This window comes from Rhodanobacter glycinis (assembly GCF_006438785.1).
In the GTDB taxonomy this organism is placed as follows: domain Bacteria; phylum Pseudomonadota; class Gammaproteobacteria; order Xanthomonadales; family Rhodanobacteraceae; genus Rhodanobacter; species Rhodanobacter glycinis_A.
Window position 1 is genome coordinate 343,019 of sequence record NZ_RCZB01000003.1, and the last position, 26,014, is coordinate 369,032.

The window sequence follows — 26,014 nt, forward strand, 5'->3', positions numbered from 1 at the left end:
GACGCACCCCCTGCATCCGCTTCAGTTGGAGATAGTGCACCGACTGCGACATCGACGGCTGCGATTCACGTCACTCCATCGAAAAACCACTACACCGCCCTGCGCAATTGCCATGCGCTGACCAACCGCGCACCCAGCCAGCCCAGTGCGGCAGCCGCCAACGGAACCGCCAGCAACAGCCACAGCGGCAAGCCGCCAATCTGCAGTTTGCCATCATAGGCATGGCTCAGCTGCGCCACCGGCGCGGCGAGTGCGAACTCGACCAACACCGCCAGCACCGCAGCAAGGATGCCGCTGAACAAGCCATACCAGATGCCTGCATACAGATACGGCCGCCGCACGAACGCGCCGCTGGCGCCGACCAGCAGGAGCACACCGATTTCCTCGCTGCGGCTGGCAATATCCACCCGCACCGTGTTGCCGACCACCAGCAATGCCGCCAGCGCCAGCAGCGAAGCCAGCACCAGCACGGCGCGGTTGCCGACACCGAGCAGCGCATCCAGTCGCTGCCGCCAGCTGCCGGCGTCCTGCACCAGGTCGACGCCATGCAGCGCGCGCGCATCGGTCACCAGTTGCTCTAGAGCGGCCGCACTTGCCTGCGCGCGCGGCTGCAGCTGCAGCTGCAGCACGTAAGGCAGCGGGTTATCGTCCAGCGTCTGCAGGGCACCGGTGAATCCTTGCATCTTCGCCAGTTCATCCATGCCCTGCTGCGGAGTCTTCACGGTCACCGCGGCGACTTCGGGACGATCACCGAGCTGCTGGGCGAGCATCCGCGCCTGCTGCGCCGTCTGGCCAGGCTGCAGGAACACACTGATCGTCTCATTCTGGCCCAACGCATCGCCAAGCTTCTGCACATTGCCCAGCAGCAGGTAGAACGCCAGCGGCAAGGCCAGCGCCAGACCCATTACCGCGATGGTGAGCAGACTACCGAGCGGACGCGAGGCAAGCCGACGCAAGCTCGCCGCGGCGCTCCAGCCGTGATGTTCCTGCCAGCTGCCGAAACGGCGGCCGTGCGTGTGCTCGTTGCGCGGCGGCGCATTCGGGGTGGCCGCGTGGGTGGTTTCCGGCGACATGTTCACAGCACCTCCTGCGCGCTCAGGTCGGCCACCAGCCGCCCGTGGTCGAGCACGATCACGCGTTTCTTCATGCGCTTGATCAACGGCAGGTCGTGACTGGCGACCAGCACGGTGGTGCCGACCTGCTGGAACTCGGCGAACAGGCCCATGATCTCCATCGCCAGTTGCGGATCGAGATTGCCGGTGGGTTCGTCGGCGATCAGCAGGGTCGGTCGCGCCACGATCGCCCGGGCAATGCCGACACGCTGCTGTTCGCCGGCGGACAAGGTGGCCGGCAATTGCCTCTCGTAGGCGAGCAGACCGACTTTCTCCAGCGCCGCACGCACCCGACGCGCGCGCTCGGGCTTGGCGATGCCGCCAATCACCAACGGAAGTTCGACGTTCGCGAATACCGTGCGCTCCATCAGCAGCCGGTGATCCTGGAACACCATGCCGATCTGTCGGCGCCACTTGGGGATGCCGCTGCGGCGGATCTTCGCGAGACTCTTGCCATCCATGCTGATCAGGCCATGCGAGGGCCGCTCGATCAGTCCCAGCAGCTTGAGCAACGTGCTCTTGCCGGCACCGGAATGACCGGTGATGAAGGCCATCTCGCCAGTCGGCACTTCGAACGAAAGCTGCGAGAGCGCCTCATGGCCGCCCTCGTAGCGCTTGCTGACTTGATCAAACTGGATCACCGAGTATCCCCGAGCCTGCGTGCAGTCGTATCAACGGCAAGGATAAGGGAAGCCGGCATCAAGATGCGGACTTCGTGCGTCGCTCGATCGCGCCGATTCAGAACGTGGTGGGCGGGTCATGGATGATCCGCCGCGAATCAAGCACCCAAGTGCTTGATTCGGCGTAGCCGAGTCCGGACATGTGCCGGACTCGGCGCGATGAGAAAGTGCAGGACGCGCTTTCCCCACCGGCGGCTACCGGCCGGTGAACAACCGGGTCAGCCGACGGAACAGGCCGGGCTTCTTCGGATGGGCATGCTCGGTCTTGCCGGAGGTTACCGCCACCTGCCGCGATGGCCGGCTGTGGGTACTGCCGGTGGACTCGGCCGCGTTGCGTTCGCGCGGCGGGCGACGCTCGCCCCGCGGCGCGCGATTGCCCTCGGCAACGGCAGTGGTGTGACCGGTCGTCTCGACACCGTCGGTCGGAGCGCCTTCGCGACGGCGATTGCGACCGCCACGACGGCGACGCGGCTTGCGCGTACCTTCGGCGGTGTCGCTGCCATTCACGGCGGGCGCCGCTTCGGTCTTGTGCACAGCCACGGCAACTGGTTGCTCGACGGCGACTTCGACACCACTGTCGACGACGGGTACAAACGGTTTGCGCTCGCGCGGCGGACGCGAAGATCCGGTACGGCCAGCACCACTACGCTCGCCGCTGCGGCCGGCGGAACCACCCGAACGACGCGGCGCATCACCCGGACGCGGCGGCACCACGTCGCCGAAGGCGGCGCTGTCGGCGGCGGCGGCGGCAGCAAACTCCGCATCGATCGCGCGCGGCTTGGGCATGATCAGCAGATCCGGATCCATCTGCGCGACCGGGATGCTCTGGCCGATATAGGTTTCGATCTCCGGCAACGACATCGCATACAGATCGCAGGCGAAACTGATCGCATCACCCTCGGCACCGAGTCGCGCGGTACGGCCGATGCGGTGCACGTAATCCTCCGCCTCGTGCGGCAGGTCGTAGTTGAAGACGTGGCTGACCGCGGGAATATGCAGACCGCGCGCGGCCACGTCGGTGGCGACCAGGATGTCCAGCTGGCCGTCCTGGAAACGCTGAAGCAGCTTCTGCCGCTTCAGCTGGGGCACGTCGCCGGAGATCGCGCCGACGCGGCAACCGTGGCGCTTGACGCGCTCGGTGATGCGCTCGGCAGCGGCCTTGGTGTTGACGAAGATGATGCTGCGGCTGGGCTGGTGCCGATCGATCAGGTTGAGCAGCAGCGGCATCTTTTCTTCCTTGGCCGGGAAGTAGACCAGTTGGCGTACACGATCGGCGGTGACGTTGTCGCTCTCCACCACCAACTTTTCGGCCTCGTGCATGTGCTCGTAGGCCAGCTCCAACACGCGATGGCTCAGCGTGGCGGAGAACAGCAGCACCTGGCGCTGCTCGCGCGGCGGCAGTTTGCGGAAGATGAAGCGCACGTCCTTGATGAAGCCGAGGTCGAACATGCGGTCGGCCTCGTCGATCACCATCACCTCGACGCTGTTGAGGTTGAAAACCCCCTGCTTGTGGTAATCGAGCATGCGGCCGGGCGTGGCGATGATGATGTCGCAGCCATCCTTCAGCTGCTGGCGCTGCTTGTCGTAATCGACACCACCATAGATCAGTGCAGTCTTCAAACCCGTATGCCGCCCGATCGCCTGGGCATCCTTGTCGATCTGGATCGCCAGCTCGCGGGTCGGCGCGATGATCAGCGCGCGCGGATCGCTGTCCTTGCGCTCGGCCACGGCCGGCGTGGTCAGCAGGCGATTCATCAGCGCGACCAGGAATGCACAGGTCTTGCCGGTACCGGTCTGCGCCTGGCCGGCGACGTCACGTCCGGCCAGTGCCAGCGGCAGGGTCATTTCCTGGATCGGGGTGCAGCGGGTGAAACCGCTGTCGTCCAGGCCCTGCTGCAGCAGCGGATGCAAATCGAAGTTGGTGAAAAAGGTATCGGTGAGGACGGTTTGTGACATATGCGGATGGGTAACCTTGGCCTGACGGCGGCGTGATGCGCTGCACCTGCCTCACGCGCCGGATATCGGCACAGGGCGGTGCAGGACGGGTGCGCGATGCGCAGCGAAGCGGCTCAATGTCAGGGTCAACAAGGTCGCGCCGCGGCTGGCGACGCCGTATTTGCCGGCGGTCTGACGGGCGGCTGTGCAAGCCGCCCTTGAATCGTGCCCGGAGTTGCGCTGGAATGAAGGCCTGCCGCCAAGGCACAGCCCTCGTCCTGCTCAACCCGTGCTTCATGGGCGCCTGAGTGTAGCTGATGACGCACTATCAAGTCGCTATCTCCTTGTTTTCCCGCGTTTGCCACCCCATTGTTTTCACCCCCGCAGTTTTGCGCCCCAGCCACGGAGATCCCCGGTGAGCGACCTGATTACCCATGTGAATGACGACGCCTTCGACGAGCAGGTGCTCAAATCCGAAACCCCGGTGCTGCTGGATTTCTGGGCGGAATGGTGCGGCCCGTGCAAGGCCATCGCGCCGATGCTGGACGAGCTGGCCGTGCAATACGAAGGCAAGCTGCGCATCGTCAAGGTCAACATCGACCAGAACCAGCAGACCCCGCGAGCCTATGGCGTGCGCGGCATCCCGACCCTGATGGTGTTCAAGAACGGCAAGGTCGAGGCGACCCAGATCGGCGCCGTCAGCAAGGGTCAGCTGACCCAGATGATCGACAAGGCCATCTGATCCATCGTTGCAAACCCGCTGCGCGGAGCCGGTTCGGCTGAACACGACCGGCTCATAAAGGCTTTACGCCAGTACGCAGCGGGTGCTAGATTCATTGCGTCCGTCGGGACAGTCCTGTCCCCTTGCGCCTTCCGCGCGACGCACACCCTCCCTCCTGTAATTCAACGGCGCCCCGCGAGGATTGCCCGTGTCCGATACCGAAAACACCATGTCGAACGACGCCAAGAGCGCCGATACCAAGCCTGCAGCCGAAGGCAAGCCCGAGCCGCGCCCCCGCGCGCCGCGCCGCACGGCAGCAGCCATCGCAGCGGCAAATGCCGAAAAAGCCGCCCCTGCTGACCGGCCCGCAGCTGCCACACCGGCACCGGCCGAACGTCCAGCGCCGACGCCGCCCCCGGTACAGGCCAACCTGCCGGTGACATCGCCAACCCAAGGAGCCGAGTCGTCGTCTCCGCGTAATGGGCAGGAATCGCGTGAGTCTGGCGCACAGCCAGGCCCGCCTCAGGATCAAACGCCTGGCCAGGGCCAGGGCCAAGGTCAGGCGCAAAACCAGGGCCAAGGCCAGAATCAGGGCCAGGGCCAAAGCCAGCATCAGGGCCAAGGCCAGAATCAAGGCCAGAACGCCGGCGGCCGTGAGGGGCGCGACGGGCGCGGCCGGCGTCGACGCAACGAGCGCGGCGGCAATCCGCAGCCACAGCAGCCGCGTCCGCAGGGCGGCGGCAACCCGCGTCCCAATCCGAACGGCTTGCCGGTGGATGACGACAACGCCGATCCGGGCAGCAACGACCGGGTGATCAACCTCACCGAACTGAAGCGCATGAAGGCGCCGCAGCTGCTGGAATTTGCCGAGTCACTGGGCGTCTACGAAGGCGTGGCGCGCGCCCGCAAGCAGGACGTGATCTTCAACGTGCTCAAGGCGCACGCCCGCTCCGGCGGCGGCATCTGGGCCGAAGGCGTGCTGGAAATCCTGCAGGACGGCTTCGGCTTCCTGCGCTCGGCCGACGAGTCGTACCTCGCCGGCCCGGACGACATCTATGTGTCGCCCAGCCAGATCCGCCGCTTCAACCTGCGCACCGGCGACTACATCACCGGCCGCGTGCGTCACCCGAAGGAAGGCGAGCGTTACTTCGCGATGCTGCGCGTCGACGACATCAACGGCGATCCGCCGGAAGCGTCGAAGAACAAGATGCTGTTCGAGAACCTCACTCCGCTGTTTCCGCGCAAGGCGTTCAAGCTCGAGCGCGGCAACGGTTCCAGCGAGGACATCACCGGCCGCATCCTCGACCTGATCGCACCGATCGGCAAAGGCCAGCGCGGCCTGATCGTCTCCCAGCCGAAGTCCGGCAAGACGATGATGCTGCAGAACATCGCCCAGGCCATCCAGTACAACCATCCCGAAGCGCACCTGATCATGTTGCTGATCGACGAGCGCCCGGAGGAAGTCACCGAGATCGCCCGCACCGTGCGCGCCGAAGTCATTTCATCGACGTTCGACGAGCCCGCCGTGCGCCACGTGCAGGTCGCAGAGATGGTGATCGAGCGCGCCAAGCGCCTGGTCGAGCACAAGAAGGATGTGATCATCCTGCTCGACTCGATCACCCGCCTGGCGCGCGCCTACAACACCGTGATCCCCAGCTCCGGCAAGGTGCTCACCGGCGGTGTGGACGCGAACGCACTGCAGCGCCCGAAGCGCTTCTTCGGCGCCGCCCGCAACGTCGAGGAAGGCGGCAGCCTCACCATCATCGCCACCGCGCTGACCGAAACCGGCAGCAAGATGGACGAGGTGATCTACGAGGAGTTCAAGGGCACCGGCAACATGGAAGTGCACCTGTCCCGCCGCATCTCCGAGAAGCGCGTCTACCCGGCCATCGACATCAACCGCTCCGGCACCCGCCGAGAGGATCTGCTGATCGAACCGGACATGCTTTCCAAGATCTGGATCCTGCGCAAGCTGCTGCACCCGATGGACGAGCTCAGCGCAATGGAGTTCATGCTCGACAAGATGAAGAACACCAAGTCCAACGACGAGTTCTTCAATTCGATGAAGCGCTGACCACATCTGCATGCCCAGACAAAAAGGCCAGCATATCGCTGGCCTTTTTCTTGGCACTTGCGACGTAGTATCAGGTTTGTTGGAATGCCGAAACCTTCAAGGATGGGGTCCGCGCCATGTCATACCGCTTCGTCGCGCTCGCATTCGGATTGCTGCTGGCCACGTCGGCTACTGCCAGTGACGGACTCCCACTCGCCAATACTTGTCGCACGGCGCGCGCAACAGTGTCGGTGGATTCTCTGGTCGGGCAGTTGGCCACCTCTCCCGAACATGCATCGCTACTCGCTGACGCCGGCGATGGCCGGCTCGACTTAGTACGCCGCAAATTGAGCGCGATGCGGCTCGACGAAGCCACCCGATGGCGTCAGTCCGCAATGATGTTTGCCGTACAGGCTGGCCAGTCCGATATGGTGGCGGGCTTGCTGGATGACGGCGCCGATGCCAACGCAACCGCTCTGCTGCCAGGCTACAAAGAAGCATTCCTGAACCATGCGCTGGGTCCAGCGATGCGGAAAGCATTCGCCAGGAACGACATGCTCAACGATCACGACACCACGATCGGCCCCGCTCTGCCGATCGCGGCGTCCTGTGGTGATGTGGCCACGTTAGATGCCCTGCTGCGCCATCATGCCGACGTCATGGCGCGCGAGGCACCCAACATCTCCGATGCTCTGACGACCGCCGTCATACGAGGCAACACGGCCATCGTGCAGCGACTGCTCGATCATGGCGCCGACGCGTGCGCGGATGATCGTCACATGCACCAGCGTCAGCCTGAGATCAAACGCAGTTTCCATACGCTCGCGGAACTGGGCCAACGCGCCGGACTCCCCGCCAGCCTGACGACACGACTGACCTGCTCCGCCGTCGCCTCCGCACACTGAAGCATCCGTTGACGATCCACTCGATGCGGGTCGAGCAGGGCCCAGCGGCCGCATCTGTACCGCCACGTACAATTATTTCCCGCCACCCCCTTTTCGTTGTCACGCAACACCCCCATAGTGACTCGCTCACCCAGCGAGGCTTTGCCCGTGTCCATACCCAGTGCCGTCAAGAGCACCCCGATCCGGGACCGCCAGCAGCTCACCGACTACCTCGCCGCGGGCGAGAAGCCGCGCGAGGCATGGCGCATCGGCACCGAACACGAAAAGTTCGGCTTCCTCACCGACACTCTGCGCCCGCCGACCTTCGAGGGTGACCGCGGCATCAAGCTGTTGCTGGAAACGCTGGCCACCCGCTACGGCTGGGACGTGGCCCGCGAAGGTGAGAACCCGGTCGCGCTTTCACGCGAGATGGCCTCGATCACGCTGGAGCCGGCTGGTCAGCTGGAACTGTCGGGCGCTCCGCTGGAAACCGTGCACCAGACCTGCTGCGAAGTGAATCAGCATCTGGAGGAAGTGCGTTCGATCGCCGACGGCATGGGCTTGGGTTTCCTCGGCATGGGCTTCCAGCCCAAGTGGCGCCGCGACGAGATGCCGTGGATGCCGAAGGGCCGCTACAAGATCATGCGCGAGTACATGCCCAAGGTCGGTTCGCTCGGCCTGGACATGATGACGCGCACCTGCACCGTGCAGGTGAACCTGGATTTCTCGTCCGAAGCGGACATGATCAAGAAGTTCCGCGTGAGCCTGGCGCTACAGCCGATTGCTACCGCGCTGTTCGCCGATTCGCCGTTCACCGAAGGACGTCCAAACGGCTATCTGTCGTATCGCTCGCACATCTGGACCGATACCGATCCGGATCGCACCGGCATGCTCGACTTCGTGTTCGCCGATGGCTTCGGCTACGAGCGCTACGTCGACTACATCCTCGACGTGCCGATGTACTTCAGCTTCCAGGACGGCAAGTACATCGACCTGGCCGGCCAGGACTTCAAGAAGTTCATGGCCGGCGAACTGCCGATGCTGCCGGGTGCCAAGGCGAACATGAAGGACTTCGCCGACCACCTCACCACAGCCTTCCCGGAAGTGCGGCTGAAGCAGTACCTGGAAATGCGCGGCGCCGACGGCGGCCCGTGGAATCGCCTGTGCGCGCTGCCCGCGTTCTGGGTCGGCCTGCTCTACGACGACGAGGCGCTGGATGCCGCGTGGGATCTGGTCAAGGACTTCAGCCGCGAGGAACGACACGCGCTGCGCGACGGCGTGCCGAAGCACGCGCTGAAGCTGCCGTTCCGTGGTGGCACGGTGCGTGACCTCGCCGAGGAAGCGCTGAAGATCGCCGGCCACGGCCTCAGGCGCCGTGCCAAGCTCAACAAGAATGGCGCCGACGAAAGCATCTTCCTGGAACCGATGATCGAGATCGTGCAGGCCAACCAGACCCCCGCCGAACGCAAGCTGGAGCTGTTCCACGGCGCGTGGGGCGGCAGCGTGGATCCGGCGTTCCGCGAGTTTGCGTACTGAGTCCACGCGACCGCAGCAAGAGCGTCATCTCTTCCGTGACGTGCGCTGCCGACCTCCAACCCAGCTGGGAGTATCCCCATGCCACTCGTCCGCATAGCACTACGTCGCGGCAAATCGCCCGCCCATCTCGCTGCGCTGCGCAGTGGCGTGTACCAGGCCATGCGCGAAGCCTTCAACGTGCCGGAGAACGATCGCTTCATCCTGGTCAGCCAGCATGACGCCGAGGAATTCGACTATGACCCGAACTATCTCGGCATCGCCCGCAGCGACGACCTAGTGATCGTGCAGATCACCTGCAACAGCGGGCGCACGCTGCAACAGAAGCAGGCGCTGTATCAATCCATCGCGGAGAAATTCACCACCGACCCGGGCCTGCGTCCCGAGGATGTGTTCATCAACCTGGTCGAGGTGGTGAAGGAGAACTGGTCGTTCGGGAATGGAGTCGCGCAGTACGCGTGAGCGACTGTTCCGGCTCCATCCCGTTAAAGCGGACACCTCCAGTAACGCCGATGGCCATGACGCACCAGTCTTCCTCGGCCGGGGCAACTTTGATCGCCGGCACCCCGTTGCCACGACGTCAAACCTGCCGAGGACTTCCGGCGGGAGCGAAAGAGCTTCGCACCGGGCGGATCAGGAAGACATCGCATCCACCACCGCCCAGGCGACCGACTCGCCTGCGCGCATCGGCTTGCAGGTGGCTCCCGCCAGCGGATAGTCGTCCGGCACGACCCACGGCGTGCGTTCCAGCGCGATGCGCTCGTGATTGCGCGGCAGGCGGTAGAAGTCCGGGCCATGGAAGCTGGCAAATGCTTCCAGCCGATCCAGGCGACCCGCCTGCTCGAACGCCTCGGCATAGAGCTCCAGCGCCGCATGGGCCGTATATAGCCCCGCGCACCCGCAATCCGCTTCCTTCGCTTCGCGAGGATGCGGCGCGCTGTCCGTACCGAGGAAGAAGTGCGGATCGCCGCTGGTGGCAGCTTGCAGCAACGCGGCGCGATGCGTTTCGCGCTTGAGGATCGGCGCGCAGTAGTTGTGCGGGCGGATGCCACCCTCGAACAGCGCGTTGCGGTTGAGCAGCAGATGATGCGCGGTGATCGTGGCTGCCACGTTCGCCGGAGCGCCACGGACGAACTCGACCGCATCGCTGGTAGTGATGTGCTCCAGCACCATGCGCAAGGCCGGGAACCGTGCCTGCAGCGGCATCAGGTGGCGCTCGATGAAAACGCGTTCGCGGTCGAAGATGTCGATGTCCGGATCGGTGACCTCGCCGTGCAGCAGCAAGGGCAGTTCGTGCTTCTCCATCGCTTCAAGCACGTGATACACCCGCGACAGCTCGCGCACGCCGGACTGTGAATTGGTGGTGGCGCCAGCAGGGTAATACTTGACCGCGAAAACGCTGTCGCTTTCTTTGGCGCGAACGATCTCCTCGGCCGGGGTGTCCTCGGTGAGGTACAGCGTCATCAGCGGCTGGAAGCCCATACCCGCCGGCAAACTCGCGAGAATCCGTCGCCGATAGTCTTCCGCCTGCACGACCGTCGTCACCGGCGGCTTCAGGTTCGGCATCACGATGGCCCGCGCAAATCGCTGCGCGGTGTGAGCGATCACCGAAGCCAGCGCATCGCCATCGCGGAGGTGCAGATGCCAGTCATCGGGGCGGGTGATTTCAAGACGCGTAGGTGTCATGGTCTGCTGGCTCGATACAACCTGGATTGCACATGGTATCGCGTCGCTACGGTCGGGTCGTCTGGCCCGCCAGCAAGTGACGACCCAGAAGCAGAGCTTTCACCCTCCTTCGGAGGGCGAGTCACTTCTCGTTTGCTTGTCCAAACGAGAAGTAACCAAGAGGAAAGGACACCCCGCTTACGCGCCTTGCGGGCATCCCTGCCCGCAAGGTCCGCGGTCGGGTTGCGGGGTTTGTCGACAGTCCATCCATGGACTGACGCCAAACTGGTTCGCATCCCTGCGAACCACCCTGCGGGCTTTTCCTCCACCCGCCCGCCGCTTCAGAGGGGCCCCGGGTAAAGCAACGCGCATCCTGCGCGTACTTTTTAGAAGAGCCAGATCAAAAGCAGAGCAAGAACAAAGCCGCGGCAGAGCATGCGTCGCTCTTGCGCTAGCTTTTCAGCTTTTCACCGAGTGCGGGCCACGAAGGCCCGCCGCTCTACCCGGGGCCCCTGTGCGGCGGTGAGATGGGGACGACAGGCCCGCAGGGGAGTCGACAAGGATGTCGACTCCTTTTCGCCAGGACAGGAGTCCTGTCGAAAAGCCCGGCCCCAGCTCACGGACTTGCCGCCCAGGGATGGGCGGCAAGCGCCAAGCGGGGTGGCCTTTCTCTTTGGTTAGCTTTCTCTTTGGCCACGCAAAGAGAAAGTAACTCGGCTGCCGAAGGCAGACGAAGGCCCTTGCTTCTACGAGATGCGGACGTCAGCACGTGTTTGTCGCGAAAACGGAACCTCACCCGTCCTATAAAGCAGCTATTTGCTGCCAGAGGATTTGGTTTTATTTCTCTTGTCAAGGCGACACTGAACCGTCGGCTGATGTGGATTAACGTCAAAAACAGTCAATTTCGTAACTTTGCCACACGTATACAGACCATAATCCCACCCAGCGGAAGCGGCGTCACACTCCCGCACGAACAAGTATGGATTCCCCTCGATCATCACCACGGGCGACCATTCATCAGAGATTTTCTGCCCGTGAGCAAGCAGCTTCGAAAACGCGTCTGCATTTGTGTTCTTGGGAACCCGAATTTGCGACCCGTTCTTTCCAATCATTGGCCCAGGTGGTAGAGCCAGAATCTGAGTGAGATCGTCAGCGCCCACTTTCCAGGTTTCAATCAACCTTGGATGCGAATCTCCTTGGAATTCCTGAACATAGACAATCGCTACACCGTCACGCGCTCGAATCCCTGGACGAACGATTTGGGTAAAGCCGTATTCATTTACTGCAAGTTCCTCATACGAACCACCTGGATCAGCACCCATTCCCGATGCCGCGGACGTCCCACACGTTCCTTCGTCGAATGGCCGACAACTTGGGTCACTACTTAGAATTCTCTTGGCTTTATTGCAAACGCTCGCATTGTGCGAGTAAGTCAGCTCCAGACCACGCCCTCCTGGGGCTGCGAGCACTGTAAATGTAAAGGACAGCAGTAAAAGCCCATAGAGCGTGCTCTGCTTCATCGTCTGTCTCCTGGACTGCCCATTGAGCAGTTCGAAGTGAACCTACTTCATCACTGGTCATTATGAATGGTCGCTCAAGCCAGTCTGTCTAAAGCACCCGGAAAGGCAGTGACCTTTGAATGTCCACTTTGGATTGTGGACATTGCAAAGCTTGATGTACCTATTTCCCCCGCAACCACCGCGCCGCATCAATCGCGTAGTAAGTAAGAATCGCATCCGCCCCCGCCCGCTTCATCGCCGTCAGCGACTCCAGCACCACCGCCCTCTCATCCAGCCACCCATTCTGCGATGCCGCCTTCAGCATCGCGTACTCACCGCTGACCTGATACACGAAGGTCGGCACGCCGAACGTGTCCTTCACCCGGCGCACGATGTCGAGATACGGCAGGCCCGGCTTCACCATCACGGCGTCGGCGCCTTCGTTGATATCCAGCTCGACTTCGTGCAGCGCCTCGTCGCTGTTGCCCACGTCCATCTGGTAGGTATGCTTGTTGCCCTTGCCCAGGTTCGCCGACGAACCGACCGCGTCGCGGAACGGGCCGTAGAACGCGGAAGCGTATTTCGCCGAGTAGGCGAGGATGCGCGTGTGAATGTGACCGGCGTCTTCCAGCGCGTCGCGGATGGCGCCGATGCGGCCGTCCATCATGTCCGAGGGCGCCACGAAATCCATGCCGGCTTCGGCCTGCGCCAGCGACATCTTGATCAGTGCCTCGACGGTCGGCTCGTTCATCACGTAGCCGCTCGCGTCGATCAGCCCGTCCTGGCCGTGGGTGGTGTAGGGATCGAGCGCCACGTCGCCGATCAGGCCAAGCTCGGGATACTTCGCCTTCAGCGCGCGGGTGGCGCGCTGCATCAGGGCGTCGGGGTTCCACGCTTCGGCGGCATCCTCACTCTTCACCGCCGAACCGGGCGACGGGAACAAGGCCAGTGCGGGGATGCCGAGTCGCACGCATTCACCGGCCAGCTTCGACAGTTCGTCGATGGAAAGGCGATCCACGCCCGGCATCGACGGCACCGCTTCGCGCTGGCCTTCACCCTCGATCACGAACGCGACCATGATCAGATCGCTGGCCAGCAAGGTGTGCTCGCGCATCAACGCGCGGGAGAAGGCGTCGCGGCGCATGCGGCGCATGCGGATGGCGGGGAAGCTCATGGCGGACACTCGTGGGCGATATCCGCGCATTTTACGCCGCCAGGCAGCCGCATCGCCGAAACCGGGCACTTTGCCGCGGCGCATGCGAAGCAACCCGGCTCATGCCATCGCCATTCCACGCCGTACGGAGCAGCGAAAGGACTGGACGAACGGGCGTTACGTCGGCAGGCTTGGCGTTCCACGCCGTCAGGAAGTTTCATGAGCCAGCCCAGCAGCGCCCCCACCTTGCTCGTCGATCTCGGTGGCACCAATGTCCGTTTCGGGGTGGCCGATCCTGCGCGCGACAAACCGTTGCTCACCGACAGCATCCGGCGCTACCGCGTGGCCGAGCACGACTCGCTGGTTTCGACCGCGAAGCAGTATCTCGCCGACACCGGCCTGCAGGTGCACCGCGCCATCGTGGCCGCTGCTGGCCGCATCGTCGATGGCGAGACGGTCAAGGTCACCAACAATCCCTGGGCGATCTCGGCACACCAGACGGCCAGCGCGCTCGGCCTTGAATACGTGCATCTGGTCAACGATTTCGCGGCGCAGAGCATGGCGGTGATCCTGCTGCAGGGCGACGACCTGGTCGACGTGGGCAAGGCGACGCGACCAGTCATCGGCGCCGATGACGAGCAGACCTTTGCTGTCGTCGGGCCTGGCACCGGCCTTGGCGTCGGCGGCCTGCTCGTGCGCGGCGGTCACTGCAGCGTGCTGCAGACCGAAGGCGGCCACGCCGGCTTCGCCGCCCATTCGCCCGAAGACATCGCCATCCTCGACTACCTCAACCACAAGTACGGGCGTGTCTCCAACGAGCGGCTGATCTGCGGCCAGGGCCTGGTGAACCTCTACGACGCGATCTGCCACATGGTCGGCGCCCAGCCCGAGGACCTCAAACCCGAGGACATCACCGCGCGCGCCAAGGACAACAGCTGTCCGTTGTGCATCCGCACGGTGGAAACCTTCGCCGGCATCTTCGGCAGCGTCGCCGGCGACCTCGTGCTCACGCTCGGAGCCTGGAACGGCGTCTACCTCACCGGTGGCCTGATCCCGATCCTGCTGCCGTGGCTGGAACGTGGCCGCTTCCGCGAGCGCTTCGAAGCCAAGGGCCGCTTCCGCGACATCATGGAAAAGGTGCCGACCCAGGCAATCATGAACCCCGAGCCGGGCCTGCTCGGCGCGGCGGCGCTGGCGGTGGTGGAATCGGGGCGGTCGCTGCTGCAACATCGCTAGCTGGCAGCGTCGCAGCCCACGGCAATGCTGGTTCTTCCGACGGGAAAACGAGGGACACGTATGCCGTACACCGCGATCGTCCGGGTGCTGCTCCTGCTGACAGGGATCCTTCCATCCGCCGTGCTGGCGTCGGCATCGCCGACCGTTGGCGTCACCGCCAGCACTGCGCTGGTCATTCCCGCAAAACCCATCACCACGCGCGCGCAGCTGGATGCCTATCGGCGCGACACGCCATCAGCCCGCTCGCCGCTGAGCTGGCTAACGCCGGGCGCACGACAACGATTTCTCGACGGGCTGGTGTTCGGCGACCGCGGCGTCGGCGGCATGGACATCGGCGACCTGCGCTATGAGCTCACCCGTGAACAGGCCTATACGCTGTTGCGCCTGTTCGGCGAGGAAAGCTACGCACTCGACCTGGATGCACGCACCACGCCGCGCCCGACCGGCGACGACAGCGCGGCAAGCACGCTGGAACCCCGTTACGAAAAGTTGATCGCGGCAGCCGCATCGGGCGACGACCGCGCCAGCCAGATGCAAGCCATCACGTCCATCTACACGGAAGGCTTCGCGCCTTTCCAGACCGATGCGCAGCGGCGCATGTTGGGCAGCCGTGACGTGGAGTTTCTGTTCCGCTCGGCGACGCTGGCGTTCCGCTTGACCAGCCAGTCGGCGTACCTGGCGGACATGCGTGCCGACTTCGCCGAACTGGCGCGCCGCCACCGCGTCGACCGCGCCCATGCCGGCGATCTCCACGACGCGCTGATCCTTGCACACCGCACCGACGAGGCCCGCGCGCTGCTCGCTGCGTACCCGCTGCTGGAGCGCAGCCCGGCTCCGATCATGCGCTCACCCATGCGCATCCGCAGCGGCCAACCCAGCCTGTGGATCGCCACTCCCGGCACACGCAGGCGCGAGCTGGTGCGCTTTCGTTTCAACATCCGCGTCCCCGCACAAGTGGTGGTGCTGGCGTCCACCAGCTGTCACTTCTCGGAGAATGCCGCACGCGACATCGAGGCCGACCCGCTGCTCAGCGGCGTGTTCCGCGAATACGCGCAGTGGGTAGTGCCCGCCGACGAGGTCACCGCCTTCGATGCGGTGCAGGCGTGGAATCGTGCGCACCCGGCGTTGCGACTTGGCATCGCCTACGACAGTGCCACGCTGCCGATGGTCCAGCAAATCGAGACGCCGACGTTCTATTTTCTCGACCACGGCACCGTGGTCGACAAGGTGGTGGGCTGGCCCGCCGCGGGCAACCTCGACGCGATCCGGCGCGGGTTGCGCAAGATCAACCTGATGCATTGAGGCGATGCGGCCACCCGTGCAGCATGGGTACGTATCGGCGACACTCAGATCTTCAGGCTGCTGATGGAGAACGCACATGCCCCGCCGTGATACCGCCTTCCTGTTCGATCTCGATGGCACCCTCGTCGACAGCGTCTATCAGCACGTGCTGGCGTGGAAGGAAGCGCTGGACCGCGAGGGCGTGGAGCTGTCGGTGTGGCGCATCCACCGCAAGATCGGCATGAGCGGCGGCCTGTTCGCGAACATCCTGTTGCGCGAGACCGGGCTGGAGATCAACCAGGAACGCCTGGCGCGATTGAGCCAGTGGCATGCCGAGGCTTTCAATCGCCTGCACGCGCAAGGCTCGGTGCGGCCACTGCCGGGCGCGCGCGAACTGCTGGATTATCTGACCGCACAGGACATCCCCTGGGCCATCGCGACCAGTGGACGGATGCAGACGGCGGCGGCCAATCTGGAAGCGCTCGGGGTCGATCCCTCGAAAGTACCGGTGGTGACGCGCGATCAGGTACGCCATGCCAAGCCGGACCCGGATCTGTTCCTCGCGGCTGCCGCACGCCTGGGTGTGGACATCCATCAATCGCTGGTGATCGGCGACAGCGTGTGGGACATGCTCGCGGCACAGCGTGCGCGCGCCCTGGGCGTGGGCGTGCTGTCCGGCGGGTACGGCCAGGCCGAGTTGCAGCAGTCCGGTGCATTCCGCGTCTATGACGACCCGGCCGATCTGCTGCGCCATGTCGACGAGATTGCCGCGCGCGACTGAACGGGGTCGTGCCATGGTGCTGCAAACTCGTCGGACGTCATGAAAAATTAATCCCCTGCATTCGCGCAAGCGGTAGGCTGAATACTTCACTGCCCACGGAGCCGCCCATGCGCCGACTCGTCGCCAGCCTTCCCCTTGCCCTGCTGCTCGCCGCGTGCTCACCTGCGCCGACACCCCCGCAGACCGCCGCCGGCCAGGCCGCGCCGGCCGATGCCACGCTCGGTTCAGCGCAGTGGTATGCGTGGGTCGATCAATCGCTGGGCATCGACGACGGCAACGGTCACGGCCCCGACCGTGGATCAGCCGAATGGAACCAGACGGTGCAGCGCAAGCTGGGCCAGGAAGCACCGCAATCGGAACCCGGCTCGCCCGAGTGGCAGCAGTCGGTGGACGCGCTGCTGCGCACGCGCATGCCGTCGTCCTGAACCATGCGTCGTTCCGGCAATGAGCTTGCGGCGCATCGCGGCGGCTGACCTCAGCCCGGTGCCAGCAACGTATCCAGATCGACCTGATCGAAGCTGAGCTTCTCGCGGCTGCCGCCGCCTTCCAGTACTGCAGCTGCCAGTTCGGCCTTGCGCGCCTTCAGCTCCTCGATGCGCTCTTCCACCGTGCCCGAGGTGATCAGGCGGAACACGAACACCGGCTTGTCCTGGCCGATGCGATGCGCGCGGTCGCTGGCCTGCGCCTCGGCGGCAGGGTTCCACCATGGGTCGTAGTGGATCACGGTGTCGGCCGCCGTGAGGTTGAGGCCGACGCCGCCGGCCTTCAGCGAAAGCAGGAACAACGGCACCTCGCCGTTCTGGAAACGTTGCACCGGCTCGGCACGATCGCGCGTCTCGCCGGTGAGGGTGACGTAGCGGATGCGCCGGCGATCGAGTTCGGCGGCGATCAGTTTCAGCATGCCGGTGAACTGCGAGAACAGCAGTACCTTGCGCCCCTCATCGAGCAGCGCCGGCAGCATGTCCATCAGCAATTCGAACTTGGCCGACTCGTTCACCCCGCGCGCCACCTCCAGCTTCACCAGTCGCGGATCGCAACAGACCTGGCGCAGCTTGAGCAAGGCGTCCAGCACCACGATGCCCGAGTGCGCGATGCCGCGCTGGGCGATCACCTCGCGCAACTCTTCGGCCAGCGACAGGCGCAGGCCTTCGTACAGTTCGCGCTGGCGACCCTCCAACACTACCCGGCGGGTGATCTCGGTTTTCGGCGGCAGCTCTTTCGCTACCTGCGCCTTGGTCCGGCGCAGGATGAACGGCGCGAGGCGCAGGTTCAGTCGTTGCTGGCATTCCTCGTCGTGCTGTTTCTCGATCGGCACGCGGTAGTAGCGACGGAACGCGCCTTCGTCGCCGAGCAGGCCGGGCACCGAAAGGTCGATCTGCGACCACAGCTCGCCCAGATGGTTTTCCAGCGGCGTGCCGGTGAGGCAGACATAGCGCGGCGTGCGCAGGCTGAGCAGCGCGCGGCGTGCCTGCGTGCGCGGGTTTTTCACCTGTTGCGCCTCGTCCAGCACGATCAGCGCGAACGGTTGCTTGCGCAGTGCAATCACATCGCGTGGCAGCAGTGCATAGCTGGTCAGCACGATGTCCTGTGCGCCGAGCTGGGCAAATTCCTCGGCGCGCTGGGGACCATGCAGGGTCAGCACCTGCAGCATCGGCGCGAAGCGGGCAATCTCCGACTGCCAGTTCGGGATCAGGCTGGTCGGCACCACGATCAGCGCCGGCTGGGTCAGCGCGCCACCCTGCTTCAGCGACAGCAGGTGGGTAATCAGCTGCAGCGTCTTGCCCAGGCCCATGTCGTCGGCCAGCACGCCGCCGACGCCGGCCTCGGCCAGCGCGTTCAACCAGCGCAGGCCTTCGCGTTGATACGGCCGCAACTCGACGGTGAGGCCTTCGGGCACCACGTCGCTGGCGCGTTCGGCGGCATCGCGCAGGCGCGCGGCAAAACCGAGCAGCGGTTCGGCCGCTTCCAGCGTGCTGCCGCCGGGCATCGCCGCCACCAGCTCCTCCAGCCGGCCGGCCTGCACCCGCGGCAGATGGAGCGTCTTGCGCGGCTTCTCCAGATATTCGGCCAGCGGCGCCAGCAATCCGCGCAGCTCCTTCAGGCGCACCGGCACGCGGCGGCGCGCATCGACCGGCGCATACCACACGGCGTCTTCCGGCTCGTTCGGCGCCGGGCTCAGGTTCAACTGATGCTCGGCCAGCGCCTGTGCCACCGCGGGCAGCAGGTTGTGCCGCTGGCCGTCCAGCTCGATGCCGATTTCCAGATCGAACGCGTGATCGTCGTGGTCTTCCACCGCCCGGCCGTACCAGCGCACCGGACCCTCCAGCACTTCGAACGGAAAGCTCGGCGCGTACTCGACCTGGAAGTTTTCCGCTTCGAGTTTCGGGCGCAGTGCCAGCCAGCGCGCGGGCGTGTTGACCTCCAGCGCACCGGCGTAACCGGTGCCGGGAAACAGCCACGCGTCCTCGGGCAGGGTTTCGGCGACGTCCCACGGCAGGCCTTCGGTGTCCACACCCGGAGTGAGGCCAGCGCGTTCGAGCTGCTCCATCGCGGTGAGTTCTTCGGCGCGGCGGCGGGTGATCTCGACCAGTTGGCCATTGCGCACGCGCCGCACCAGCGGCTCGCCGCCACGCCCGGGCAGGCGTTCGCCAGCGTAGTCGAAGGCGAGCCGTGCATAACCCAGCGGCGGCGTGCCGGCAGCCAGCCGCGCATGCCGGGTCAAGGCGTGCAGGGTCAACACCGGCTTGGGCGCCAGTTCGGAGCGACGCACCTCGCCAAACACCTGCGGCAGCGGCACGCGCGTGGCCAGCCGGCTGCCCGGCAGGCGACTGCGCAACCGGCGGCCGTGCTCATGCTTCAGCGGCGGCAACTCCAGCCAGCGGGTTTCCTCGGCGTCGGCATCGAACGGACCCACCGTGGCGCGTTCGGCGTCGAGGTACCACAGGCTGTCGATGCGCAGCAGGCGCTGGCTGTGCGGCATCAACGGCAACAAACGCTGGCTGCCGTCCGGCTCCATCTGCCAATGCCAGTTGAGCTGATGCGCCTTGCCGCGCGAAAGCCGCAGTCCGGCCAGGCCGCCGAGGAAACACGGCGCGGTGTCGAGGATCTCGGCCAGCAAGGTGTCGCCGACATGGCCACTGAGCCGCGCATAGCTGCGACCCTTGCGCACGTTCTGCGGCAATCCCAGCATGGTGGCCGCGAGCCGCTGTTCGTGCGGCTGCAGCGGCGATTGCGCCAGGTGCCGGCTGTCCAGCGGCACCGGCCGCGCGTAGCGGCCGTGCTCGGCCACCGCCAGCAACACCGGCGCCACATCGAGCCGCGCAAACGCGGCGCCGTCTTCGGGCATTACTTCCAGAAAGAAACCGAGCACGCCGTGATCGTCGACCGCTGCCGGCTTGGGCGCGGCGAGCAGCCGTCGCCATGCCAGCGGCAAACTTTCCTCCTCGCCGGAGGGCGGCGTGACGTCGCGTTGTTTCTCGTCCGGTTGCTGCATGCGCATGCGATCCGTGGCGACAACCAAAACATTGAGCTTAGCAGCGCGGAGGCACGATGCGACTGTCCTCGTGCAGGCCGGCGACGCGTCCGCACCAGTGCCCGATGAATCAGGCGGCGCCGAACAGTCCTTGCGGATATTCCGGTTTCTGTTCGCGCGCCATCAAGGCCTTGAGCCCGTCGACCGGAGTGACCTCGCCGTGCAGCACGGCGCGCACGCCGGCACTGATCGGCAGATCCAGTCCATGCTTGTCGGCCAGCCGCGCAACCTCGTCGGCGGTGAATACGCTCTCCACCACCTGACCAATCTGTCGCACCGCCTCGTCGATCGCCACACCGCGGCCGAGCGCCAGCCCGAGCCGGCGGTTGCGCGACAGGTCACCGGTGCAGGTCAGCACCAGGTCGCCGAGGCCGGACAGCCCGATCAACGTTTCCGGCCGCGCGCCCAGCGCCACGCCCAGCCGCAGCATCTCGTTCATGCCGCGAGTGATCAGGCCGGCGCGGGCATTCAGGCCCAGCTCCATGCCGTCGGCAATGCCGGTGGCGACCGCCAGCACGTTCTTCATCGCACCGCCAAGCTCGGCACCGAGCACGTCGCTGCCGGAATACGCGCGAAGGTTCGGCGCGTGCAGCAAGGTCGCCAGCTGCTGTGCAAAAGCATCATCGTCCGAATGCACGGTGACGGCGCTGGGCAGGCCGGCGGCGACTTCCTTCGCGAACGACGGCCCGGTGACCACTGCCGCGGCGCGACCGGGCAGCCGTTCGGCCACCAGTTCGTGCAGGAAGCGGCCGGTGCCCGGCTCAAAGCCCTTGGTCGCCCACGCGATCGCGGTACCGGGGTCGAGCAGCGGCGCCAGCTCGGCCAGCATCGCGGCGAAGGCATGACTGGGCACCACGATCAGCACGATGGCGGCACCACGCACGGCAGTGGCCAGATCCGCTTCGTAGACCAGCTCGGCAGGCAGTTCGATGTCGGGCAGATAGCGCTGGTTGCAGCGGCTTGCCGCCATCGCCGCCAGCGCCGCGCGATCGCGGCCCCACAGTCGGGTCGGTACCCCGTTGCGCGCGGTCAGCGCCGCCAGTGCGGTACCCCAGGAGCCGGCACCGAGGACGGTCAGCATCGGGTTTTCAGCCATGAGTCGACTCAGCTGTTGAGCGTGGCCGGAGCCTCGTCACCACCGCCCATCGCGCGACGCTGCTGTTCGGCGAACAGCGCATCGAAATTGATCGGCTGCAGCAGGAACGGCGGAAAACCACCTTCCAGCACCAGCGACGAGATCACCTGGCGGGCGTACGGAAACAGCAGGTTGGGGCAGTAGCTACCGATGATGCCGGCGTGGTCCATCTCGTTGAAGCCGGCGATGCCGAACAGGCCGGCCTGCTCCACTTCAGCCAGATAGGCGGTGCGCTGGCCGACCGTGCAGGTCAGCGTGAGGCTGAGCACCACTTCATACAAGTTGTTGCCCAGATCGGTGGCCTTCTGGCCGAGATTCAACTGCACCTGCGGCTGATCCTTTTCGTCGATATCCTGGAAGATCTGCGGCGCATTCGGCGCCTCGAAGGAGACATCCTTCACATAGATCTTCTGCAGCATCAGCTGCGGCTGACTGGCCTGACCGTTGGCCTGGTCGTTGGTGATCTCTTGCGCCATCGGGAGTTCCTCGAGTCTGGACGTATCAAAAAAGAGGACGATTGTTCCATACATCCCCTCGGCGCGCACGCCGACGGGCATCCGATCGGTCGGCAAAGATTGCGCACGGCCTTGTTTTTCTGCGAGAATACGCGGCTCGCCTCTATCGACCCGGTGTTTCCGGGCGGTCTGCCACGCGGTACGGACCTTACGAAATGCGTTGCTACAACCTCCAGCATCGCGTGGCGCACAGCGCCGCTGGGCCGATGTCACCCTGGCTAACGGGTGTTTACCGACTTTCAAAGCCACGGCTTCTGAAGTCATTCAACGGAGGTCGTCATGGCCCGTGTATGTCAAGTCACCGGTAAAGGTGTGCAGAGCGGCAACAACGTCTCGCACGCCAACAACCGTACCCGTCGCCGCTGGTTGCCGAACCTGCATGAGCGTCGTTTCTGGGTGGCCAGCGAAAACCGCTGGATCAAGCTGCGTGTGTCCAACAACGCACTGCGCACGATCGACAAGAATGGCATCGAAGCCGTGATTGCCCAGATGCGTGCCCGCGGCGACAAGGTCTGAGGATCAAACCATGGCAAACAAGACCCAAGACAAGATCCGCATGATCTCCTCGGCCGGCACCGGCCACTTCTACACCACGCAGAAGAACAAGAAGAACACGCCGGAAAAGTTCGAGTTCAAGAAGTACGATCCGGTCGTGCGCAAGCACGTGATCTACAAGGAAGGCAAGATCAAGTGATGTGACGGCCCGCTCGCGCCAGGCGCAAGCGGCTTTGCCGGAACATCATCCCGGTGCAGGCCGGAGGTGCTTTTCAACAGCGAAGCTGGTCATCGCTTTTGCTTCTACATCTGCAACAGCGACACTGATGCCTCCAAGAAAACCCGCCCACGTGGCGGGTTTTCTTTTGCCCGCTTGCCGTCAGTGCAACGCAGCCGGCATCATCCCGTGATGACCTCAAATCTGGCCCTGTTCCCCGCCTTGCTCGGCGAGCGCTGGCATCAGCTGGTCACCCCCGTACAACAGATGCATGGCAACGCACCGCACGTACTGGCCCGCGGCGCAGTCGACGTGGAAGGCGCCACGAACCTGCCCATACGCTGGTTGCGACATCTGCTGGGACTGCCTGAGCCCGGCCTGCAACAACCGCTGGAAGTCACCATCGAACGTCGCGATACGTGTGAGATATGGACACGCCGCTTCGCCAGCAAGCAAATGCGCTCAGTACTCGATCGTGTGACCAACTCACCACTGCTGAGCGAGCGATTGGGCCCGATCACCCTGCATTTTGAGTTGCTCCGCGATGACACGGTCATCGACTGGCAGCTGCGCAGTGTGCGCATGTTCGGTTTGCGATTGCCACGCGCACTGTTCGGCAACGTGCTGTCGCGCAGTGGTGCGCAGGACGACCGCTACGCCTTCCACATCGACACCCGGCTGCCATTGCTCGGCCGCTTGGTCGCCTATCGCGGCTGGCTGGAGATCGTTGATGGCGACTGAAGCTGCTCCGGTGATCGTGTTCGACGGCGTCTGCCTGCTCTGCAGCCGTTGGGTCGACTTCATCCTGCGGCACGATCGCGACGGCCGTTTCCGGCTTGCCGCGATGCAGGGCGATCACGGCAGCAGCTTGCTGCGAGCACACGGCTTGTCGCCGGACGACCCGACATCGTTCCTGCTGGTGCAGGACGGCCACGGCTATACCGATACCGACGCGATTGCGCGCGTGCTCGGTCAGCTAGGCCGTGGCTGGGCGCTGGTCGGCGGTTTGCTGCGTGCCGTACCGAAGTTTCTGCGCGACCCCGCGTACCGTTGGGTCGCACGGCATCGCTACCGACTGTTCGGGCGACGCGAGCAATGTCGCGTGCCTGATGCCGTGCATGCGGCACGGTTTCTGGACTGATCCCGCTCAATCCAGCACATCCAACCCCGTGCTTAGCGCATAACCAGCAAAGCCATTCACCAGCTGATCCAGTGTGAGCAGACCCATGCATGGCTGCGCACCTTTCGCCGCCACCAAGCCATCAGCCAGTCGCTGCGCGAGGACCACCGCAGGTGTCACCGGCACCTGTGGGCCATCGCCTGCTGCCGCATCGAGCCACCAGCGCAGCCGCAACGGCGCACCATCGATACCGGAGCCGGCAAGTTCCACCACCATGCCACCGACATCCGAACCGAAGCGCATGAAGCGCTCGCTGAAGCGGCGCAAACGTGGCGCATACGCTGCGAGATTACGGACCAATCCCAGCCGCACCAGCCATGCGGCACACCAGGTGCCGCTCTGTAACAGCGGCAGTTCCAGTCCAGCGCGAAACATCACCGTGCGCACCTGCGGGTAACGTAACGGGAACAACTCCAGATCCGGCACCTCGCAAACGCCGACGCGACGGCGCCCGAATGAAAACGACTGCTGCTTGCCGGACATCCAGCCGTAGACGCGCTGCCAGCGGCCCTCGCGCCATACCCGGATCGGTCGCCCGCAATAGCCGAGGATCGAGGCCACCGTGGCATCACCACGCGGCGTGCGATTGCCGGGATTGATCGCGTGCTCGATCGACTGCAAGGCACCGAAGCGCGGCAGCAATGCGTCGACCACGGCACTACTCAATGCCGGGACGCTTGACGCGCCGCTCACCAGCAGTCGACCGGCTTCGCGCGCACGCTCATTCAAACGCCCGATCCCGCTGACGAAATCGCGACCATCTGCGAGGTCAATATAGTCGCTGCCGCAGGCCAGACAGGCCTCGGCAACACGATAGTCCTGGCTCTGGAACGGGCCGGCGGTATGGATCGCAAGCTGCGGTGCTAACCGCGCCAACGTTGTGGACGGCTCGACGCCAGTGACGTCGAGCGTGGCGACTTCCACCGAGGCATCCCCGAGCTCTTCACGCAACGCTTCCAGCGCGGACCGCTGCCGACCGGCCAGTACCAGCATGAAGCGTGAATCGCCCGCCAGCCGCCGCGCGATGCGTGAACCGAATACGCCCGTCGCACCGATCAAGACCACCCGCAAAGCCATACCCGCTCCCTGAGAAAGGTCCGCCAAGCGCTATCCGCTGGCGCCCCACAACTCTCGCACGCCTGTAGCCAAGCACAAAAGAAAAGCCCGCCATGCGGCGGGCTTGTTCCAATTGCTTTGGTGGTTACGCGATCAGGCGGTCGCGACGGAATAGCCCTTGAGCCGTGCCGCGAAATCCTGCAACGCACGGATACCGCTTTCTTCCGCTTCATGGATCCACTGCTGCAACCCCTTCAAGGCCTGCTCGGCGCCACGCTGTTCCATCAGGGCCGCGAGGCGATTGCGGAAATCGCACACGGTGCTCAGCGTCGGGCGCTTGGCGAGCACGGCCTGCATGCGATCGCGCCCCTCGTTGTCCAGCCAGCGACCGCCATCAGCCATCGCCAGACGGATGCGGCGCGGCATCGACTTGAGGCTTTCGCCGGCATGCTGCGCTTCGTCGGTGAGGGTGGGGATGATGACGCCGCGGTAATAGTCGGTCATCGCCTGGAAGCGATGGGTGAGCACTGCTTTCAGCGTCTCGGCATCGGGCAGGCGCACGTTCGGACGCACGTCCAGCGATGGCGCCACACGCAGCACCTTGGCCAGGCCGACCGCGCGGAACATGCAGATGGCCGCCCAGCCGATGTCGAATTCCCACTTGCGCAGCGCGAACTTGGCCGAGCTGGGGAACGCGTGATGATTGTTGTGCAGCTCTTCACCGCCGATCCAGAAGCCCCACGGGATCAGGTTGCGCGCGGTGTCGGCGCTCTCGAAATTGCGGTAGCCGGCCCAGTGGCCGATGCCATTGACGAAGCCGGCGGCCCAGAACGGGATCCATACCATCTGCACGGCCCACAGCGCGGCGCCGATCACGCCGAACAGCGCGATGCTGATCAGCAGCATCAGGGTCGGGCCCCAGTACGGGTGCGCGCCATAGATCTTGTGCTCGACCCAGTCGTCCGGGGTGCCGCGGCCGTACTGTTCCATGTCCTGCTTCGACTCGCAGGCATCGCGGTACAGCGAGACGCCGTCCCAGAACACCTTCTTGATGCCGTAGATCATCGGGCTGTGCGGATCTTCCTCGGTCTCCACCTTGGCGTGATGCTTGCGATGCACCGCCACCCATTCGCGGGTGACCATGCCGGTGGTCAGCCAGCCCCAGAAACGGAAGAAATGCGCCAGCACCGGGTGGAAATCCACGCCGCGATGGGTCTGGCTCCGATGCAGATACAGCGTCACCGTGAAGATGGTGAGCTGGGTCACGACCAGCATGTAAACCACGATCTGCCCCCAGCTCGCGCCGGTGAGACCGTTGTTCAGGAAATTGAGTACTGCATCGAGCATGGAA

The 26,014-nt window shown here is 64.7% G+C and carries 24 protein-coding genes; 13 read left to right on the plus strand and 11 right to left on the minus strand.

Annotated elements, in window-relative coordinates; genetic code table 11:
• Nucleotides 1–89: 89 nt before the first annotated feature.
• The 3 genes from ftsX to rhlB form a co-directional block, all read right to left on the minus strand.
• The gene (ftsX, locus tag EAH75_RS12125) at nucleotides 90–1,079 is read right to left on the minus strand and encodes a permease-like cell division protein FtsX (RefSeq protein WP_428993510.1); all 990 of its coding nucleotides are present in this window, start codon (nucleotides 1,077–1,079) and stop codon (nucleotides 90–92) included.
• Complete coding sequence (ftsE, locus tag EAH75_RS12130) at nucleotides 1,076–1,753, minus strand: cell division ATP-binding protein FtsE (protein ID WP_140648955.1); 678 nt, start codon at nucleotides 1,751–1,753, stop codon at nucleotides 1,076–1,078. Before ftsE ends, ftsX begins: the two co-directional genes overlap by 4 nt.
• Before the next feature lie 234 nt (nucleotides 1,754–1,987).
• On the minus strand, nucleotides 1,988–3,748 hold the full coding sequence (gene rhlB, locus EAH75_RS12135; protein ID WP_140805579.1) for an ATP-dependent RNA helicase RhlB: 1,761 nt from the start codon (nucleotides 3,746–3,748) through the stop codon (nucleotides 1,988–1,990).
• Nucleotides 3,749–4,142: 394 nt separating this feature from the next.
• Between rhlB and trxA the strand changes: the two genes are divergently transcribed.
• From trxA to EAH75_RS12160, 5 genes are all read left to right on the plus strand, one after another.
• Nucleotides 4,143–4,469, plus strand: a complete 327-nt coding sequence (gene trxA, locus EAH75_RS12140) for a thioredoxin TrxA (protein WP_077515629.1) — start codon at nucleotides 4,143–4,145, stop codon at nucleotides 4,467–4,469.
• Between the two features lie 187 nt (nucleotides 4,470–4,656).
• Nucleotides 4,657–6,522, plus strand: a complete 1,866-nt coding sequence (rho, locus tag EAH75_RS12145) for a transcription termination factor Rho (RefSeq protein ID WP_140648950.1) — start codon at nucleotides 4,657–4,659, stop codon at nucleotides 6,520–6,522.
• Between the two features lie 116 nt (nucleotides 6,523–6,638).
• Nucleotides 6,639–7,406 (plus strand): ankyrin repeat domain-containing protein, encoded by a 768-nt coding sequence (locus tag EAH75_RS12150; RefSeq protein ID WP_140648948.1) that lies wholly within the window; start codon nucleotides 6,639–6,641, stop codon nucleotides 7,404–7,406.
• 147 nt (nucleotides 7,407–7,553) lie between these two features.
• A complete protein-coding gene (locus EAH75_RS12155) occupies nucleotides 7,554–8,921 on the plus strand; it encodes a glutamate--cysteine ligase (RefSeq protein WP_140805581.1) in 1,368 nt (455 codons plus the stop codon).
• Between the two features lie 78 nt (nucleotides 8,922–8,999).
• Nucleotides 9,000–9,380: a tautomerase family protein gene (locus tag EAH75_RS12160; protein ID WP_140805583.1), complete on the plus strand. Its 381-nt coding sequence runs from the start codon at nucleotides 9,000–9,002 to the stop codon at nucleotides 9,378–9,380.
• 171 nt (nucleotides 9,381–9,551) lie between these two features.
• Here EAH75_RS12160 and pyrC read toward each other — a convergent pair whose 3' ends face one another.
• From pyrC to hemB, 3 genes are all read right to left on the minus strand, one after another.
• A complete protein-coding gene (pyrC, locus tag EAH75_RS12165; protein ID WP_140805585.1) occupies nucleotides 9,552–10,604 on the minus strand; it encodes a dihydroorotase in 1,053 nt (350 codons plus the stop codon).
• Nucleotides 10,605–11,395: 791 nt separating this feature from the next.
• Nucleotides 11,396–12,103 (minus strand): hypothetical protein, encoded by a 708-nt coding sequence (locus EAH75_RS12170; RefSeq protein WP_140805587.1) that lies wholly within the window; start codon nucleotides 12,101–12,103, stop codon nucleotides 11,396–11,398.
• Between the two features lie 160 nt (nucleotides 12,104–12,263).
• Entirely contained in the window at nucleotides 12,264–13,256 is a 993-nt protein-coding gene (gene hemB / locus EAH75_RS12175) for a porphobilinogen synthase (protein ID WP_140805589.1), read from the minus strand.
• A gap of 198 nt (nucleotides 13,257–13,454) precedes the next feature.
• On the opposite strand from hemB, the gene glk reads away from it, so the two are divergent.
• The 4 genes from glk (at nucleotide 13,455) to EAH75_RS12195 (ending at nucleotide 16,958) form a co-directional block, all read left to right on the plus strand.
• A complete protein-coding gene (gene glk, locus EAH75_RS12180) occupies nucleotides 13,455–14,471 on the plus strand; it encodes a glucokinase (protein ID WP_140648933.1) in 1,017 nt (338 codons plus the stop codon).
• A gap of 60 nt (nucleotides 14,472–14,531) precedes the next feature.
• On the plus strand, nucleotides 14,532–15,773 hold the full coding sequence (locus EAH75_RS12185) for a hypothetical protein (protein WP_140805591.1): 1,242 nt from the start codon (nucleotides 14,532–14,534) through the stop codon (nucleotides 15,771–15,773).
• Between the two features lie 76 nt (nucleotides 15,774–15,849).
• On the plus strand, nucleotides 15,850–16,533 hold the full coding sequence (locus EAH75_RS12190) for an HAD family hydrolase (protein ID WP_140648929.1): 684 nt from the start codon (nucleotides 15,850–15,852) through the stop codon (nucleotides 16,531–16,533).
• A gap of 107 nt (nucleotides 16,534–16,640) precedes the next feature.
• Nucleotides 16,641–16,958, plus strand: a complete 318-nt coding sequence (locus EAH75_RS12195) for a hypothetical protein (protein WP_140805593.1) — start codon at nucleotides 16,641–16,643, stop codon at nucleotides 16,956–16,958.
• Between the two features lie 50 nt (nucleotides 16,959–17,008).
• On the opposite strand, the gene EAH75_RS12200 is transcribed toward EAH75_RS12195, so the two are convergent.
• The 3 genes from EAH75_RS12200 to secB all read right to left on the minus strand — a co-directional run bounded on the left by EAH75_RS12200 (nucleotide 17,009) and on the right by secB (nucleotide 21,676).
• On the minus strand, nucleotides 17,009–20,026 hold the full coding sequence (locus EAH75_RS12200; protein ID WP_428993511.1) for a DEAD/DEAH box helicase: 3,018 nt from the start codon (nucleotides 20,024–20,026) through the stop codon (nucleotides 17,009–17,011).
• 109 nt (nucleotides 20,027–20,135) lie between these two features.
• Nucleotides 20,136–21,161, minus strand: a complete 1,026-nt coding sequence (locus tag EAH75_RS12205) for an NAD(P)H-dependent glycerol-3-phosphate dehydrogenase (protein WP_140648922.1) — start codon at nucleotides 21,159–21,161, stop codon at nucleotides 20,136–20,138.
• 8 nt (nucleotides 21,162–21,169) lie between these two features.
• Nucleotides 21,170–21,676 (minus strand): protein-export chaperone SecB, encoded by a 507-nt coding sequence (secB, locus tag EAH75_RS12210; RefSeq protein ID WP_140648920.1) that lies wholly within the window; start codon nucleotides 21,674–21,676, stop codon nucleotides 21,170–21,172.
• Between the two features lie 318 nt (nucleotides 21,677–21,994).
• Between secB and rpmB the strand changes: the two genes are divergently transcribed.
• The 4 genes from rpmB (at nucleotide 21,995) to EAH75_RS12230 (ending at nucleotide 23,568) form a co-directional block, all read left to right on the plus strand.
• A complete protein-coding gene (gene rpmB, locus EAH75_RS12215) occupies nucleotides 21,995–22,231 on the plus strand; it encodes a 50S ribosomal protein L28 (protein WP_140648917.1) in 237 nt (78 codons plus the stop codon).
• Nucleotides 22,232–22,241: 10 nt separating this feature from the next.
• Nucleotides 22,242–22,409 carry a 50S ribosomal protein L33 gene (gene rpmG, locus EAH75_RS12220; RefSeq protein ID WP_072759007.1) on the plus strand — a complete coding sequence of 56 codons (168 nt, stop codon included), beginning with the start codon at nucleotides 22,242–22,244 and terminating at the stop codon, nucleotides 22,407–22,409.
• A gap of 210 nt (nucleotides 22,410–22,619) precedes the next feature.
• Nucleotides 22,620–23,168 (plus strand): DUF4166 domain-containing protein, encoded by a 549-nt coding sequence (locus EAH75_RS12225; RefSeq protein WP_140649647.1) that lies wholly within the window; start codon nucleotides 22,620–22,622, stop codon nucleotides 23,166–23,168.
• Nucleotides 23,158–23,568, plus strand: coding sequence for a thiol-disulfide oxidoreductase DCC family protein (locus tag EAH75_RS12230; protein WP_140648915.1), 411 nt, complete (start codon nucleotides 23,158–23,160; stop codon nucleotides 23,566–23,568). The genes EAH75_RS12225 and EAH75_RS12230 overlap by 11 nt, the downstream gene beginning before the upstream one ends.
• A gap of 6 nt (nucleotides 23,569–23,574) precedes the next feature.
• Here the strand turns inward: EAH75_RS12230 and EAH75_RS12235 are convergent, their stop codons facing one another.
• Nucleotides 23,575–24,684 carry a saccharopine dehydrogenase family protein gene (locus tag EAH75_RS12235; RefSeq protein ID WP_140648913.1) on the minus strand — a complete coding sequence of 370 codons (1,110 nt, stop codon included), beginning with the start codon at nucleotides 24,682–24,684 and terminating at the stop codon, nucleotides 23,575–23,577.
• A gap of 132 nt (nucleotides 24,685–24,816) precedes the next feature.
• Nucleotides 24,817–26,010 (minus strand): DesA family fatty acid desaturase, encoded by a 1,194-nt coding sequence (locus tag EAH75_RS12240; protein WP_140648911.1) that lies wholly within the window; start codon nucleotides 26,008–26,010, stop codon nucleotides 24,817–24,819.
• Nucleotides 26,011–26,014: the final 4 nt, after the last annotated feature.